The organism is Streptomyces sp. NBC_01092, assembly GCF_045039535.1.
Lineage (GTDB): Bacteria > Actinomycetota > Actinomycetes > Streptomycetales > Streptomycetaceae > Streptomyces.
Window position 1 is genome coordinate 791,100 of sequence record NZ_CP108659.1, and the last position, 14,758, is coordinate 805,857.

Below are 14,758 nucleotides of genomic sequence, written 5' to 3' on the forward strand. Positions count from 1 at the left end.
GCGCCGGTGCGCGGGCGGCGTACCTACGGTCGCAATGACGGTCGTCGAGACCGCTGGACCAAGAGGGAGCGCCCGTGAAGAGACGTACCCGCGCGATATGCACGACCGCGATCACCGTTCTCGTGACCGCCGGCCCGGTGGCCCAGGTGGCGCACGCCCGTGGCGACCTGGACTGCCGCGACTTCGCCTTTCAGGAGGACGCGCAGGCGGAGTTCAACCGGGACCTGAGCGACCCCAATCGCCTGGACGAGGACCAAGGTGCGGACGACAGCATCGCCTGCGAGGTCCTGCCCCACCGCGAGGCGACCGTCGCACCGCTCCCCGTACGTACGGTGTTCCCCACGAGCACGGTGACAAGCACGGTGCTCCCCACACAGGGGGTCAGAGGCGGCATGGGCGGTGGCACGGGTCCGGCGGACTTCGAGGTGGCTCTGGGCGCCGGCCTGGCAGTCGGCGCACTCGCGCTGACCGCCGGTTTCGTCGTGTACCGGCGTCGGCTCAACCGCTGACGAGCGCCCGCTGTTCTTAGGGTCGCTTCGGGCGTACGGGCCAGGAGACAGGCGCACGACCGGGAGACGGACGTACGGCCGGGAGAACGACAACTCCCGGCCGTAGCAACTCCCGCCAATAACAGGGGACCTGGTCAGCCTCTCTCAGGACCGGCCGAGCACGTCCCGGCCGTCCACCGACTCGTACGGCGCGTCCGCCGCCGACTCGGCCGAAGCCTCGCCCTCCACGCCCCGCGTCTCGCCCTCGGCCCCCGCGCCGCCCTCGGCGACAGCCGGCCCCGTCGACGCACCCCGACCCGCGCGCCACCGCGTCAGCCGCATGGCCACCGGCTCGGTGTAGCGCGCGGTGAGCGGCCCGACGATCACCAGGATCAGCACGTAGGCCGTGGCCAGCGGGCCCAGCGAGGGCTCGATGCCGGAGGTGACGGCGAGGCCGGCGATGACGATGGAGAACTCGCCGCGTGCCACGAGGGTTCCGCCCGCGCGCCAGCGGCCCTTGACCGAGACTCCGGCGCGCTTGGCCGCCCAGTACCCGGTGGCGATCTTCGTGAGCGCGGTGACGAGGGCCAGCGCGAGCGCGGGCAGCAGCACCGGCGCGATGCTCGCGGGGTCCGTGTGCAGGCCGAAGAAGACGAAGAACACGGCGGCGAACAGATCCCGCAGCGGGGCGAGCAGGTTGTGCGCGCCCTCCGCCACTTCCCCGGACAGCGCTATGCCGACCAGGAACGCGCCGACGGCTGCCGACACCTGGAGCTGCTGGGCGAGTCCGGCCACGACCAGGGTGAGACCGAGCACGACGAGCAACAGCTTCTCGGGATCGTCGCTGGAGACGAAGCGGGAGATGTGCCGGCCGTAGCGCACCGCGAGCAGCAGGACGAGTCCGGCGACGCCGAGCGCGATGGCCAGGGTGACACTCCCCGCCGCCAGACCGGCCCCGGCCAGCAGGGCGGTGACGATCGGCAGGTAGACCGCCATGGAGAGGTCTTCCAGGACCAGGATGCTCAGGACGACCGGGGTCTCGCGATTGCCGAGCCTGCCGAGGTCGCCCAGGACCTTCGCGATGACGCCGGACGACGAGATCCAGGTGACGCCGGCCAGGACGACCGCGGCGACCGGGCCCCAGCCCAGCAGCAGCGCCATGACGGCACCGGGCAGGGCGTTCAGCGCGGCGTCGACAAGACCCGCCGGATACTGCGTCTTGAGGTTGGAGACCAGGTCGCTGGCCGTGTACTCCAGGCCGAGCATGAGCAGCAGCAGGATCACACCGATCTCTGCGCCGATCGCGACGAACTCCTCGCTGGTGCCCAGCGGAAGCAGCCCGCCCTCGCCGAAGGCGAGCCCGGCCAGCAGGTAGAGAGGTATGGGCGAGAACTGGAATCGCCCGGCGAACCTGCCCAGCAGGCCCAGGCCGAGGATGATCGCGCCGAACTCGATGAGGAAAACCGCGGAGGAATGCATCGCGGCTCACTCCCGCCCGAGTATCTCGGCGGCCGCGTCCACACCCTCGCGGGTGCCGATCACGATCAGGATGTCGCCGCCCGCCAGGCGGAAGTCCGGCGCCGGCGAGGGGATCGCCTCGGCGCGGCGCAGTACGGCCACGATGGATACGCCCGTCTCGGTCCGCATCCGGGTCTCGCCCAGCAGCCGTCCGTTCCAGTGCGACGTGGCGGACAACTCGACGCGCTCGGCGACGAGACCCAGCTCCGTGGTGGACAGCAGGCTCGGACTGTGGTGCGCGGGCATCAACGCGTCGATCAGCGTGGCCGCTTCGGCGGAACTGAGCCGCGCCGACAGCGCGCACGCGTCCGGATCGTCCTTGCGGTACGCGCTCAACGTGCGTGATCCGTCCCGGTGGGCGACCACGGACAGACGGCGTTGTTCGCGTGTCGTGAGGTCGTAGCGGACTCCGATGCCGGGCAGTGGCGTACTGCTCAGGCGAGGAGCGCCCATAGCTGTCCCCCCTCATTCACGTGCCTCTTCCAGCACTCTTTGACGAAACTTTACCTACCGGGGTGCGTGCGGGCCGAACTCGGCCCGCCCTTCAGCCACTCCCGTCCAGGAACGCGACGACCCGCCGTACGAACCAATCCGCGTCGTCGAGCCACGGGTAGTGCCCGGCGCCGGGCTGCACGGCGTACTCGGCGTTGGGGAATATCTCGGCGGTGCGGCGGGCGAGTTCGGGGCGGGGGCCACCGTCGAGTTCACCGGCGAGGACGAGAACCGGGGCGGTGAAACGGGCCAGTTCGGATCGGGTCCTGGGCGGGTCGTAGGCGCCGTCGGAGCCGTAGATGCCGGCGGCTTCGTCGTTGGTCTCATCGTCGGCGCGCGCGTCGTGTGCCTTGGCCGCGTCGTCCCAACGCCCGTAGAAGAAGGGCGCGAACACAGGGTCGAAGTCACCCTCCCCGGCCAGCCATGCCTCGAATGCCGGGTACGCCTGCGCGAACCACGCCTCGTCCTCACGCGATCCGGCAGCGGCCAGCCGGTCCTCGGCGGTGGCGGGCATGCCCAGCGCCCAGGGCGTCGCGGTGACCAGTGCGAGCCTCGCCACCCGCTCCGGATACCGGGCGGCGTACAGCATGGCCAGGCTTCCACCCGCCGAGTGCCCGAGCACATCCATATGCGCCAGCCCTATGTGGTCGCGCAATACCTCCACGTCATCGACCATGTGGTCGCAGCGATAGGTGGCCGGGTCCTCCGGCGCCGCGGAATCCCCGGTGCCGCGCAGGTCGAGCAGCACCAGCTGCCGGTGCGCGGCCAGTCCGCCCAGGTCACCCAGGTAGGCGGAGGCACGCATCGGCCCGCCGGGTACGACGAGCAGCGGTTCGCCCTCGCCTCGCAGGTGGTAGGCGATCAGGGTCCCGTCGGAGGCGCTGAAGGTCGGCATGCCGTCGATCTTGGTCGCCGGCGGCTCGCGGTGCAACGGGCCTGCCCCAGCCCGACGGGCGTCGCGGGCACGGCCTGGACGGCCACACGCGGAGAAAGTGCGCCCCACCCTCTTGCCTGATCATTCGTGGCCTGAATTACTGATCCCGAGCACGCAGACCGAATGATCGGTCGTCCGGATTGATGCGGTTGGCGAGGGAGAGCACCTCATGGCGGACGCGACGGAACTGGACTCCGGGGAACGACTCGCCCCGGCCGCGCTGCGGGCGTTGCAGCTGGAGCGGTTGCAGAGATCGCTGCGGCACGCGTACGACAACGTGCCCTTCTACCGGGAGTCCTTCGACAAGGCCGGCGTACGGCCCGAGGACTGCCGCTCGCTCGCCGACCTGGCCCGCTTCCCGTTCACGACCAAGGCCGACCTGCGCGAGAACTACCCGTACGGGATGTTCGCCGTGCCCCAGGACCGTATCCGCCGCATCCATGCCTCCAGCGGCACCACCGGACGCCCCACGGTCGTCGGCTACACCGAAGCCGACCTTTCCCTGTGGGCCGACATGGTGGCCCGCTCCATCCGGGCGGCGGGCGGACGCCCCGGGGACAAGGTGCATGTGGCGTACGGCTATGGGTTGTTCACCGGTGGTCTCGGCGCGCACTACGGGGCCGAACGGCTGGGCTGTACGGTCATCCCCGCGTCCGGCGGGATGACCGCCCGTCAGGTCCAGCTGATCCAGGATCTGCGGCCCGACATCATCATGGTGACGCCGTCGTACATGCTCACCCTGCTCGACGAGTTCGAGCGGCAGGGTGTCGATCCGCGCGGCACGTCCCTGCGCGTGGGGATCTTCGGCGCCGAGCCCTGGACCGAGGAGATGCGTCGCGAGATCGAGGAGCGGTTCGCGATCGACGCCGTCGACATATACGGGCTCTCCGAGGTGATCGGGCCTGGGGTCGCGCAGGAGTGTGTGGAGACCAAGGACGGGCTCCATGTGTGGGAGGACCACTTCTACCCCGAGATCGTCGACCCGATCACCGGCGAGCTGCTGCCCGACGGCGAGGAGGGCGAGCTGGTCTTCACCTCGCTCACCAAGGAGGCCATGCCCGTCATCCGGTACCGCACGCGGGACCTGACGCGGCTGCTTCCGGGGAGCGCCCGGGTGTTCCGGCGGATGGAGAAGGTCACCGGGCGCAGTGACGACATGGTCATCCTGCGCGGAGTCAATCTCTTCCCCACACAGGTCGAGGAGATCGTGCTCCGCACACCGGGCGTGGCGCCCCACTTCCAGCTGCGGCTCACCCGGGAGGGCCGTCTCGACGCGCTCACCGTGCGGGCGGAGGCCCGCCCCGACGCGTCCCCCGAGACCCGGGACGCCGCCGCGCAGGCCATCGCGGCGGCCGTGAAGGACGGCATCGGGGTGTCGGTGGCCGTGGAGATCGTCGAACCGGAGTCCCTGGCACGCTCCGTGGGCAAGATCCGCCGGATCGAGGATCTGCGTCCGCGTTAGCCGCCGGCGCTCAGCGGGTGGCGTCACCGGCGAACCGGTCGCGCAGCTCCCGTTTGAGGATCTTCCCGCTCGCGTTGCGCGGAAGCTCGTCCACGAACACCACCCGCTTCGGCGCCTTGAAGTGGGCGAGCCTGTCGCGCGCGTGGTCGATGAGCTCCGCCTCGCTCACCTCGCCGCGTGACACGACGACCGCCGTGACGGCCTCGATCCACCGGTCGTCGGGCAGGCCGATCACGGCGACCTCGGCGACGCCCTCGTGGGTGTACAGCGCGTCCTCGACCTGCCGTGAGGCGACCAGTACGCCACCGGAGTTGATGACGTCCTTCACCCGGTCGACGATGGTGAAGTAGCCGTGCGCGTCCCGCACGGCGAGGTCGCCGGAGCGGAACCAGCCGTCGCGGAAGGCCTCGGCGGTCTCTTCGGGCTTGTCCCAGTAGCCCTCGCACAGCTGCGGGGAGCGATAGACGATCTCGCCGGGGGTGCCGTCGGGGACGCCCTCGCCGTCCTCGTCGACCACGCGCGCGTCGACGAACAGGACGGGCCGTCCGCAGGAGTCCATGCGTCCCTTGTGCTCGTCCGGCGCGAGGACAGTGGCGAGGGGGCCGATCTCGCTCTGCCCGAAGCAGTTGTAGAAGCCGAGCTCCGGGAGCCGTTCGCGCAGTCGCTCCAGGACGGGCACGGGCATGATCGACGCGCCGTAGTACGCCTTGCGCAGCCCGCTGAGGTCGCGCTCGGCGAAGTCGGGGCGGTTGGCCAGGCCGATCCACACGGTCGGCGGGGCGAACAGGCTGTCCACGCGGCCCGCTTCGATCAGGTCGAAGAGCCGGTCGCCGTCGGGGGCGTCGAGGACGATGTTCGTGGCGCCGACCGCGAGGTACGGCAGCAGGAACACGTGCATCTGCGCCGAGTGGTAGAGCGGCAGGGAGTGCGCGGGGCGGTCGCCCGCGCTGAGGTCGAGGGCGGTGATGGCGCTGAGGTACTCGTGGACCAGGGCGCGGTGCGTCATCATCGCGCCCTTGGGGAGGGCCGTCGTACCGGATGTGTAGAGCAGCTGGACCAGGTCCTCGGCGCGCGGCTCGGGGCCGTCGTACGCGGTCGCCGTCGCGAGGCGTGCCAGGAGCGAGTCGTCGGCGTCGCGCAGGGGCAGCGTACGGACGTCCGCGGACAGTCGGCCGGCGAGGCCCGGGTCGGCGAGTACCAGGGAGCTCCCGGACTGGCCGACGATGTAGGCGAGGTCGTCGCCGGTCAGGTTCTGGTTGACCGGGACATGGACGAGGCCCGCGCGGGCGCAGGCCAGGAAGGCGATCAGATAGGCGTCCGAGTTGTGGCCGTAGGCGCCGACCCGGTCGCCTCGGGTGAGGCCCTGGTCGAGCAGGACGCCCGCCGCGCGGGAGACCGCCTCGTCAAGTTCCTCGTACGTCCATGAGCGGTCGCCGTACTCCACCGCGGTCCGTGCCGGAGTGCGCCGCGCACTGCGCCGCAGCACCCCGTCAACCGTGCTGCCCTGTCCCTGCGTCATGACTCATGATCCTGGGTCCGACACCCGGGCAGGTCAAGCACCTGGGAGCACGGACAGACCAGTGGGTACGCTCAACCGCTCCTTCCCTCAACGACGTTGGGAGGCACAGATGCGCACCACCCGCCCGAGACGACTGGCCGCCGCGGCGGCCGCCCTGCTCACCGCCACGGCAGCATTACCGGCTGCCGCGGCCGAAGGGCACAGTCGTCAGCAACATCCCTCGCACGGCGGCATGTCCGCCGTGATCCGCTACACCGAGTACGGCATCCCGCACATCGTCGGCAAGGACTACAAGTCGCTCGGCTTCGGCACCGGTTGGGCGCAGGCCGCCGACCAGGTGTGCACGCTGGCGGACGGGTTCGTGACCGTGCGCGGCGAGCGTTCCCGCTTCTTCGGCACGGACGGGGCGACCGACTCCGCGCTGTCCTCGGCGACCGGCAACCTCGCCGGCGACCTGTACTTCCGCGGCGTACGCCAGACCGGCACCGTGGAGAAGCTGCTCGCCGAACCGGCACCGCGCGGGCCCAGCCGTCAGGTCAAGGACCTGATGCGGGGCTTCGCGGCCGGGTACAACGCCTGGCTGAAGCAGAACCGGATCAACGACCCGGCATGCCGGGGAGCCACCTGGGTGCGGCCGGTCAGCACCCTGGACGTGGCCGCCCGCTTCTACGCCATCGCCGTGCTCGGCGGGCAGGGCGGCGCCGTGGACGAGATCACCTCGGCCCGGCCGCCCACCGGATCCGGCGCCCGCGGCGGCGGTGCGGCCCCGGACGCCGAGGCCCTGGTCCGGGCCGTGCGCGAGCGGACCGCGGATACGGCCATGGGGTCCAACGCGGTCGCCTTCCGGGGCGACACCACGGCGAACGGGCGCGGGCTGCTGCTGGGCAACCCGCACTATCCGTGGCACGGCGGACGCCGCTTCTGGCAGGCGCAGCAGACGATTCCCGGCGAGCTGAACGTCGCCGGCGCGGCGCTGCTCGGGTCGCCGACGCTCGCCATCGGATACAACTCCCATGTGGCGTGGAGCCACACCGTGTCGACCGGGGTTCCGTTCAATCTGCACCAGCTGAAACTGGACCCTGCCGATCCGACCGTGTACCTGGTGGACGGCAAGCCGGAGCGGATGAAGAAGCGGACGGTCACCGTCGCGGTCAAGGGCGGCGCACCGGTGACCCGCACCCAGTGGTGGACCCGGTACGGCCCTGTCGCGGCCGACGCCGGGGGCGAGCTCCCGTTGCCCTGGACGGCTACGACGGCGTTCGCGTTCAACGACCCCAACGCGGCCAACATGCGGTTCGCCGACACCTCGCTGGGCTTCGGCAAGGCGCGCGGCACGGCCGACGTCCTCGCGTCGCTCGCCCGGCATCAGGGCCTGCCGTGGGTGAACACGATCGCCGCGGACTCCTCGGGGCACTCCCTGTACTCCCAGTCGCAGGTACTGCCGCGGATCACCGACGACCTCGCGGCGCGGTGTTCCACGGACCTGGGCAGGGCCACCTACCCGGCGGGGGGTCTCGCGGTCCTCGACGGCTCCCGCGGTGACTGCGCGCTCGGCAGCGACCCGGACGCCGTCCAGCGTGGGACGTTCGGGCCCGCGCGGATGCCGACGCTGAAGGACGCGCCGTACGTGGAGAACTCCAACGACAGCGCGTGGCTCGCCAACGCCGACCGTCCGTTGACCGGGTACGAGCGGGTCTTCGGCAACATCGGCACGCAGCGCTCCCTGCGCACCCGCGGTGCGATCGAGGACGTGGCGGCGATGGCGCAGCGGGGCGGTCTGACGGTCCGGGACCTGGAGCGTCAGCAGTTCGGGAACCGGGTGCCCGCGGCCGACCTGGCCGTGGCCGACACGGCGAAGGCGTGTGCCGCGCTGCCGGGCGGTACGGCAACGGGCAGTGACGGCAAGGCCGTTGACGTCACGCAGGCCTGTTCGGTGCTCGCGGCATGGGACCGGACGATGGACACCTCCAGTCGGGGCGCCCTGCTCTTCGACCGGTTCTGGCGGAAGCTGTCCGCGAAGGTGCCGGCGGCCCAGCGGTGGAAGGTGCCGTTCTCGGCGGCGGACCCGGTGCGCACCCCGAACACGCTCAACACCGGTGCTCCCGGCTTCGCCACGGCCCTCGCGGACGCCGTCGCCGAGCTGCGGGCGGCGGGCATCGCGCTCGACTCCCGCCTCGGGGAGCACCAGGTCGTCGTACGGAACGGTCAGCGCATCCCCGTGCACGGCGGCACGGAGAGCATGGGTGTGTGGAACAAGATCGAGCCGGTGTGGGATCAGGCGCGGGGCGGCTACACGGAGGTGACGACCGGCTCCAGTCACATCCAGGCGGTGGGCTGGGACGGCAGCCGCTGCCCGGTGGCCCGCACGCTGCTGACGTACTCGCAGTCGTCGAACCCGAACTCGCCCCACTTCAGCGACCAGACCCGGTTGTTCTCCGGTGAGAAGTGGGTGACCGCGCGGTTCTGCGAGAAGGACGTCCTGGCGTCACCCGTGTTGAGTGTGGTGTCGGTGAGCGAACACAGGTAACAGAGATGTGGTCCCGCCCCTTCCCACGGGCGGGACCACTTTTCGTCCCCACAAGAACCACCCGGGCGAATTGCTCTTTGCTTCTCTGTGCTCCTGTGCGCCCCCGTGCAGAAAGGATTCGCGAAAGCGACAGCTGGTTGAACTGGGCAGGACATGACTCGAGCGCCAACTCGGTGGAGCATTTACCGAGTTCCACGTGGTGATTGAGACAGGGGTTTCCCATGAGTCATGTCGTGCCTGAATCAGGACACACCTGGAGGGTGGGGGTTGCGCCAGGCATATTCCCCACCGTAGCCCACGGTATCGCTTTGTTTCGGCGACCGCTGGATTTTCTGAAATCCTTACCCGCTCACGGGGATCTGGTCGAAGTGCGCCTGGGCCCCCTGCGCGCCTGGGTGGTGTGCCACCCGGAGCTGGTCCATCAAGTACTCATGGACGCGCGCACCTTCGACAAAGGGGGCCCGCTCTACGACAGGTTGCGGACGCTCTTGGGTGACGGCATCGGCACCTGCGGTCATCAGGCCCACCGGCGGCAACGCAGGCTTCTCCAACCCGGCTTCCGCAAGGCTCGCGTAGCCGACCAGACGGAACTGATGGGCGAGGAAGTGGAGTCGGTGTGCCGCGAGTGGCGGGCGGGGCAGGAGGTCGACGTCAGCGCGGCCATGCTGACGCTGTCGGCGCGGGTGATCGGCCGCGTCCTGTTCTCCGACTCGCTGGACGCCGCGACGGCCGCCGAGGTGCACAGTTGCCTCGTCACCATCGTCCGCGGCCTGTTCCTGCGGACGGTGGTGCCGGTCGAGGCCCTGTTCCGGGTTCCCACGCCCGCGAACCGGCGTTTCCGGCACGCTTCCGCCCGCCTGCGCGAGATCGTCGACGCGGCCATAGCCGAGCGCCGACGAGGCACTGCCTCGAGTGACCGGGACGACCTGCTGGAGGTCCTGCTGTCGGCCGCGCGGAGCGACGGCGAAGGGGCGGCGATCACCGAACAGGAAGTGCGCAGCCAGGTGCTCACGCTGATATTCGCCGGAGCCGAGACCACCTCCCTGTGCCTCGCGTCCGCCTTCGATCTCCTGGCCCGGCATCCAGAGGACGAACGCCGCCTGCACGGCGAGGTCGACACCGTGCTCGCCGAAGGGCGGCCGCCCGGCCGCGACGAGTTGCCGCGGCTCGTCCACACGCAGCGCGTCATCACCGAGACCCTTCGTCACCGCCCGCCGGGCTGGCTCTTCACCCGGGTCACCACGAAGGAGACGGATCTCGCCGGGCACCGCCTCCCGCGGGGCGCAACCGTCCTGTACAGCCCATATCTCCTGCACCACGACCCCGCCTCGTTCCCCGACCCCGACCGCTTCCTCCCCGACCGCTGGCGGCCGGAGCAAGCCGTCACCGTCCCGCCCGGAGCGATGATCCCGTTCGCCGCGGGCACCCGGAATTGCATCGGCGAGACGTTCGCCATGGCCGAAGCCACGGTGGCCGTGGCGTTCATCGCCCGCCACTGGCGGCTGCGGCATCTGCCCGGACACGTCGAGCGGCTGAGCCCCGCGGCGTCCTTGGGGCCGAGGGATCTGGTGATGGTCTGCGAACCGCGAACACCACGGCCAATGGGTACACCGCCTCGGGCGCCCTCTTCCGCACCCCGGGCAAGGGTGATCCCCGTCGTCCACGACTCCCGAACGGCAGGTGGCAACGGTGTCCACGACGCATGAGGAAATCGCGGTCGCCGCACCGCGCGGAATTCCCGCCCCCAATCTGCGGCAGCTGATCGACGCGAACCTCTACATGCCCTTCCCGTTCCGGAGCAATCCCCACGCTTCTGAAGCCGCAGCCGGCGTCGAGAATTGGCTGAGTACATGGGGTCTTACCGATGAGCCGACAGTAGCGGCCATGATCTCCTATACCCGCCCCGCCGAACTCGCGGCCCACAACAGCCCGACCGTGGACTGCGGCCTCCTCCAGATCATGGCCAATCAAATTGCCTACCAGTTCATCTTCGACGACCAGGCGGAAGGCGTCGGCCTGCAACGGCCCGGCCGGCTGCTGCCCATGCTGTCCGAGAGCGTCAGGATCCTGCGGGACGGCCAACCGCCCGACACCCCGCTCGGGGCCGCCCTGGCCGATCTCCACCGGCAGGTCCAGGAGCGGTGCACACCCGCTCAGGCCGCACGATGGGCCTGGAACAGCCGTGAGTACGTGCACGGTCTGCTGTACGAAGCGGTGGCCCAGACCCACTCCGCCCCTCTGGGGAGCGGGCTGTGCCGGTCCATACGTTCCCTCATCGCGGGAATCGAGCCGTTCCACCCGCTGTGCGAGGCCGCGCAGCCGTACGAGCTGGCCCCGGAGGAGCTCCGGCATCCTGCCGTCCGGCGTCTGGGGCGGCTGTCGGTGGACGCGGCGGTGTGGACAGCCGACCTGTTCTCCGCCGTGAAGGAGCAGCGGGCAGGCGGCATGATCAATCTGGCCCTTGACTACCAGCGCACACACCAGTGCTCCCTGCCGGAGGCCGTCATACTGGCCATCCGACGCATCAACAGCACGATCAGCGAGTTCGAGGAGCTCTACGCCGAGATCAGGCCGGAGTTGAGCCCAAGCGGCGTCGGCTATGTGGAGGGCATGGGCGGCTGGATCCCCGGATGCTACTTCTGGTCGCGTACCGTGCCGCGGTACGCGGACACGATGGCCGCATCCGCCGTGCCCTGAGCCTCTGCCGGATCACGCGCCCACAGCAGAGGGGCCCAAGCGGGGAGCAGGACATTTTACCCAACGGGCCGAGACTTGAACGCCTGCTGCGGGAAAGTTCACCCTTCCCTGTCGACCTCCTGTTCCAACCCGTCCAAGGGGCGCCCATGAGGGCGTACGCTCGCCCCCGTCCCGCCGGGAGCAACGACAGGAAGCGGTGGACCATATGGCCCATGGGCTGCGGCAACCGACCACCGAACACCGGCCTCTGCTGGAACGCGACCGGGAACTCCAGGCAATCGACGCCGCGTTGTCGGACCTCCGTGACGCCGTCGACGGCGTGCCCCGGGCGCCGCGCGGCGGGTTGCTCGCCTTCACCGGTGCGGCCGGGCTGGGCAAGACCACACTCATCGCGGCGGCGCGGGCGCGCGCCGCCGCACTCGGACTCACGGTGATCTCGGGCAAGGGCGGCGAGAAGGAGCAGGGCCTGGCGTTCCGCGTCGTCCGCCAGGCCATGCAGCCCACCCTGGCCACGATGAGCGAAACAGAACGTCGGACCTTCCTGGGCAGCTGGTACGGGATCGTCGGCGCCGCGCTCGGCCTCGAGGCGACGGCCGGCACTCAGGTGCCGGACCCGACCGGAGTGCGCGACGGTCTCGACTGGGTCATGACGCGCCTCACGGTGATGAACGCGCCTGTCGTTCTGCTCCTCGACGACCTGCACTGGGCCGACGCCGAATCCCTCGACTGGCTCGCCTCCTTCGCGCCCCGGGTCGCGGACCTCCCGCTCTTGATGGTCGTCGCCTATCGACCCGCCGAACTCCCGCCCGACGCGACCTCTTTCCGCACGCTCGTCGAGCGCCACGAAGAGCGCCCTCACGCGCTGTCTCCGCTCGGCAAGGACGGTGTGGCGCGCATCGTCAGGAACGAAGTGGGTGAGGAAGCCGAGGACGTGTTCTGCGGCGAGTGCTGGACACTCACCGGCGGCAGCCCGTTCGAGACCGTCGAACTGGCCATCAGGCTCCGCGAACGGCAGATGAAGGGCACCCAGGACGAACTGCCCGTGATCGGGGACCTCGCCGCGGCGGTCAAGGGCCCCGGCCTTCTCGAGCGCCTCCACCGGCTCGGCCCGAGCACCGTCCGCTTCGCGTGGGCCGCCGCCGTACTGGGTGGGTCCTTCTCCGCCGAGCTCGCCACCGGCATCGCGGTGGTCGGCAGCGAGGAGGCCACCGAGGCGGCCCGGAAGCTGCGCGCCTCCCGCATCCTCGCGGACAGCGACGGGCCCGGGCGCAGGCTGGAGTTCATCCATCCGTCGATCGCCACGACGATCTACCACGACATCCCCTCGGGCCTGCGGGTGGGCATGCACAACGCGGCCGCCGAAGCGGCACAGGCGGCAGGGTTCGGCCCCACGGCCGCCGCCCGACACCTGCTGGAAGTGCCCTGCGACGGTCGGCCCGAAGCGGTCTCCGTCCTGCGCGCCGCCGCGCGTGAGTATCTCCGCGCCGGGGCCCCGGAGGCCGCGCGTCGCGTGTTGACCCGAGCGCTGCGAGAACCGCCTCCCGCGGAGGACCGCGCGGCACTCCTTCACGAACTCGCCTGCTCGACCTTCCTGATCGAGCCCACAGCCACGGTCAGCCACCTCCAGGAGGCGCTGACAGAGCCCGAGATGGACCCCGAACTCCGCGCCTCCATCGTGTACAAGCTGGCCCAGGCGCTGGCCAACACCGATCGGCTGACCGAGGCCGCGGCCGTGGCCGCCGACGAGGCACGGCGGACCCCCAATCCGCGCATCAAACTGCGCATGCAGGCCGATCACTTCGTATGGAGCGCGTTCCGCGCCGACGAGCCCGACTCGTCCGCCCGCTCGCGCCGGCTGGCACGGCTGGCCGGCAAGCTGACCGGCCGCGGCCTGGAGGAGCGCTACATCCTGGGCCTGCGGGCGTGGGACGCCCTGGTACGCGGCGAACCCCGGCGAACCGCCCTCGGGCATGCTGAGGAGGCGCTGCGCGGGGGGATGAGCTGGACCGATGAGAACCGCGGCTTCGAAGTGCCCGTCGCGGTCGCCCTGTTGTTCATGTACTGCGACCAGCCGTGGCGGGCGGAAGAACTGTTCAGCAAGGGTATGGCCGAATGCGAGCACAAGGGCTGGAGCGGCGGCCACCTGGCGCAGGGCCAGACCCTCTCCGGCTACATCCGCTACCGTCGCGGCTGCCTCTCCGAGGCGGAGGAGCTCGTTCGGGCCGGGCTGCGCACCGCCGAGCGCGTCGAAGGCGCGGTACCCGCCCAGTGGTTCGCCATCGGCATCCTCATCCAGATCCTGCTGGCCCGCGGGCGGACCGTCGACGCGCGTCGGCTTGCCGACGCCCACCACTACGGCGATGTGGTCCCGAACGCCGTCATCTTCCCCGATCCCCGCACGGTGTACGCCGAGCTGCTCCTGGCCGAGGAGCGATACCCCGAGGCGGCACGGCTGTTGTCCGCCGTAGGGGACTGGCTGGAGGCACGGAACTGGCGCAACCCGGCCTGGTGCCCGTGGCAGCTGGACCTGGCCTCCGCTCTCGCCCGCACCGCCCCCGACCGGGCGGTCCGCCACGCCCAGGACGCCGTGAAGCGGGCGCGGGACTTCGGTGCGGCTTCCGCGATCGGCCAGGCGCTGCACATCGAGGCAGAGGTGACCGGCCGTCCGGCCGCGCTCGATCTGCACGCCGAGGCCGTCGAACACCTGGAGCGCTCACCCGCGTCGTACGAGTTGGCGCGTGCACTCGTAGGGCACGGCGCCGCGCTGTCCCGCAACGGACAGGTGCAGGAGGCCGCCGATCGGCTCTACCAGGGGCTGGAAGCCGCCGTTCACTGTGGTGCCGAGGCCCTCGCCGCCCGGGCCAGGCAAGAGCTCTCGGCGGCCGGGCTGCGACCGCTGCCGCTGCGCTACGCGCAGACGGACACCCTCACCGCCCAGGAACGGCAAACGGCCGAACTGACGGTCCAGGGCCATCCGGAGGCGGTGATCGCGAAGGAACTGCGCCTCACCGAGCAGGGCGTACGGCAACTGCTGTCCTGCGTCTATCGCAAGATCGGCACCGACGCGACGGGCCTCGCCCAGGCCTTGGAGACCTTCCCGCGCCCTCGGACATGAGCCACG

10 protein-coding genes are annotated in these 14,758 nt (G+C 70.7%); 6 read left to right on the top strand and 4 right to left on the bottom strand.

Annotation, left to right across the window (positions count from 1 at the left end):
* Positions 1-74: 74 nt before the first annotated feature.
* The gene (locus OG254_RS03335) at positions 75-509 is read left to right on the top strand and encodes a hypothetical protein (protein WP_405577069.1); all 435 of its coding nucleotides are present in this window, start codon (positions 75-77) and stop codon (positions 507-509) included.
* Between the two features lie 144 nt (positions 510-653).
* Here the strand turns inward: OG254_RS03335 and OG254_RS03340 are convergent, their stop codons facing one another.
* The 3 genes from OG254_RS03340 to OG254_RS03350 all read right to left on the bottom strand — a co-directional run bounded on the left by OG254_RS03340 (position 654) and on the right by OG254_RS03350 (position 3,393).
* The gene (locus OG254_RS03340; protein WP_405577070.1) at positions 654-1,967 is read right to left on the bottom strand and encodes a cation:proton antiporter; all 1,314 of its coding nucleotides are present in this window, start codon (positions 1,965-1,967) and stop codon (positions 654-656) included.
* Between the two features lie 6 nt (positions 1,968-1,973).
* On the bottom strand, positions 1,974-2,459 hold the full coding sequence (locus OG254_RS03345) for a cation:proton antiporter regulatory subunit (protein WP_147994375.1): 486 nt from the start codon (positions 2,457-2,459) through the stop codon (positions 1,974-1,976).
* A gap of 91 nt (positions 2,460-2,550) precedes the next feature.
* The gene (locus OG254_RS03350) at positions 2,551-3,393 is read right to left on the bottom strand and encodes an alpha/beta fold hydrolase (RefSeq protein WP_405577071.1); all 843 of its coding nucleotides are present in this window, start codon (positions 3,391-3,393) and stop codon (positions 2,551-2,553) included.
* 208 nt (positions 3,394-3,601) lie between these two features.
* Between OG254_RS03350 and paaK the strand changes: the two genes are divergently transcribed.
* Entirely contained in the window at positions 3,602-4,894 is a 1,293-nt protein-coding gene (paaK, locus tag OG254_RS03355) for a phenylacetate--CoA ligase PaaK (RefSeq protein WP_405577072.1), read from the top strand.
* A 10-nt stretch (positions 4,895-4,904) separates the two neighbouring features.
* On the opposite strand, the gene OG254_RS03360 is transcribed toward paaK, so the two are convergent.
* Entirely contained in the window at positions 4,905-6,413 is a 1,509-nt protein-coding gene (locus OG254_RS03360) for an acyl-CoA synthetase (RefSeq protein WP_405577073.1), read from the bottom strand.
* A 109-nt stretch (positions 6,414-6,522) separates the two neighbouring features.
* Here OG254_RS03360 and OG254_RS03365 point away from each other — a divergent pair, with 109 nt between their 5' ends.
* The 4 genes from OG254_RS03365 to OG254_RS03380 all read left to right on the top strand — a co-directional run bounded on the left by OG254_RS03365 (position 6,523) and on the right by OG254_RS03380 (position 14,752).
* Positions 6,523-8,940 (top strand): penicillin acylase family protein, encoded by a 2,418-nt coding sequence (locus OG254_RS03365; RefSeq protein ID WP_405577074.1) that lies wholly within the window; start codon positions 6,523-6,525, stop codon positions 8,938-8,940.
* 221 nt (positions 8,941-9,161) lie between these two features.
* A complete protein-coding gene (locus OG254_RS03370) occupies positions 9,162-10,646 on the top strand; it encodes a cytochrome P450 (RefSeq protein ID WP_405577075.1) in 1,485 nt (494 codons plus the stop codon).
* A 73-nt stretch (positions 10,647-10,719) separates the two neighbouring features.
* Positions 10,720-11,637: a (-)-alpha-amorphene synthase gene (locus OG254_RS03375; protein WP_405594826.1), complete on the top strand. Its 918-nt coding sequence runs from the start codon at positions 10,720-10,722 to the stop codon at positions 11,635-11,637.
* A gap of 205 nt (positions 11,638-11,842) precedes the next feature.
* On the top strand, positions 11,843-14,752 hold the full coding sequence (locus tag OG254_RS03380) for an ATP-binding protein (RefSeq protein ID WP_405577076.1): 2,910 nt from the start codon (positions 11,843-11,845) through the stop codon (positions 14,750-14,752).
* Positions 14,753-14,758 lie beyond the last annotated feature (6 nt).

What these genes read in the sequence shown, in the direction of transcription:
- OG254_RS03370 (WP_405577075.1), top strand. Translation starts at nt 9,162, where the DNA reads ATGAGTCATGTCGTGCCTGAATCAGGACACACCTGGAGGGTGGGGGTT.
- paaK (WP_405577072.1), top strand. Translation starts at nt 3,602, where the DNA reads ATGGCGGACGCGACGGAACTGGACTCCGGGGAACGACTCGCCCCGGCC.
- OG254_RS03380 (WP_405577076.1), top strand. Translation starts at nt 11,843, where the DNA reads ATGGCCCATGGGCTGCGGCAACCGACCACCGAACACCGGCCTCTGCTG.
- OG254_RS03360 (WP_405577073.1), bottom strand. Translation starts at nt 6,413, where the DNA reads ATGACGCAGGGACAGGGCAGCACGGTTGACGGGGTGCTGCGGCGCAGT.
- OG254_RS03350 (WP_405577071.1), bottom strand. Translation starts at nt 3,393, where the DNA reads ATGCCGACCTTCAGCGCCTCCGACGGGACCCTGATCGCCTACCACCTG.
- OG254_RS03375 (WP_405594826.1), top strand. Translation starts at nt 10,720, where the DNA reads ATGCCCTTCCCGTTCCGGAGCAATCCCCACGCTTCTGAAGCCGCAGCC.
- OG254_RS03345 (WP_147994375.1), bottom strand. Translation starts at nt 2,459, where the DNA reads ATGGGCGCTCCTCGCCTGAGCAGTACGCCACTGCCCGGCATCGGAGTC.
- OG254_RS03365 (WP_405577074.1), top strand. Translation starts at nt 6,523, where the DNA reads ATGCGCACCACCCGCCCGAGACGACTGGCCGCCGCGGCGGCCGCCCTG.
- OG254_RS03340 (WP_405577070.1), bottom strand. Translation starts at nt 1,967, where the DNA reads ATGCATTCCTCCGCGGTTTTCCTCATCGAGTTCGGCGCGATCATCCTC.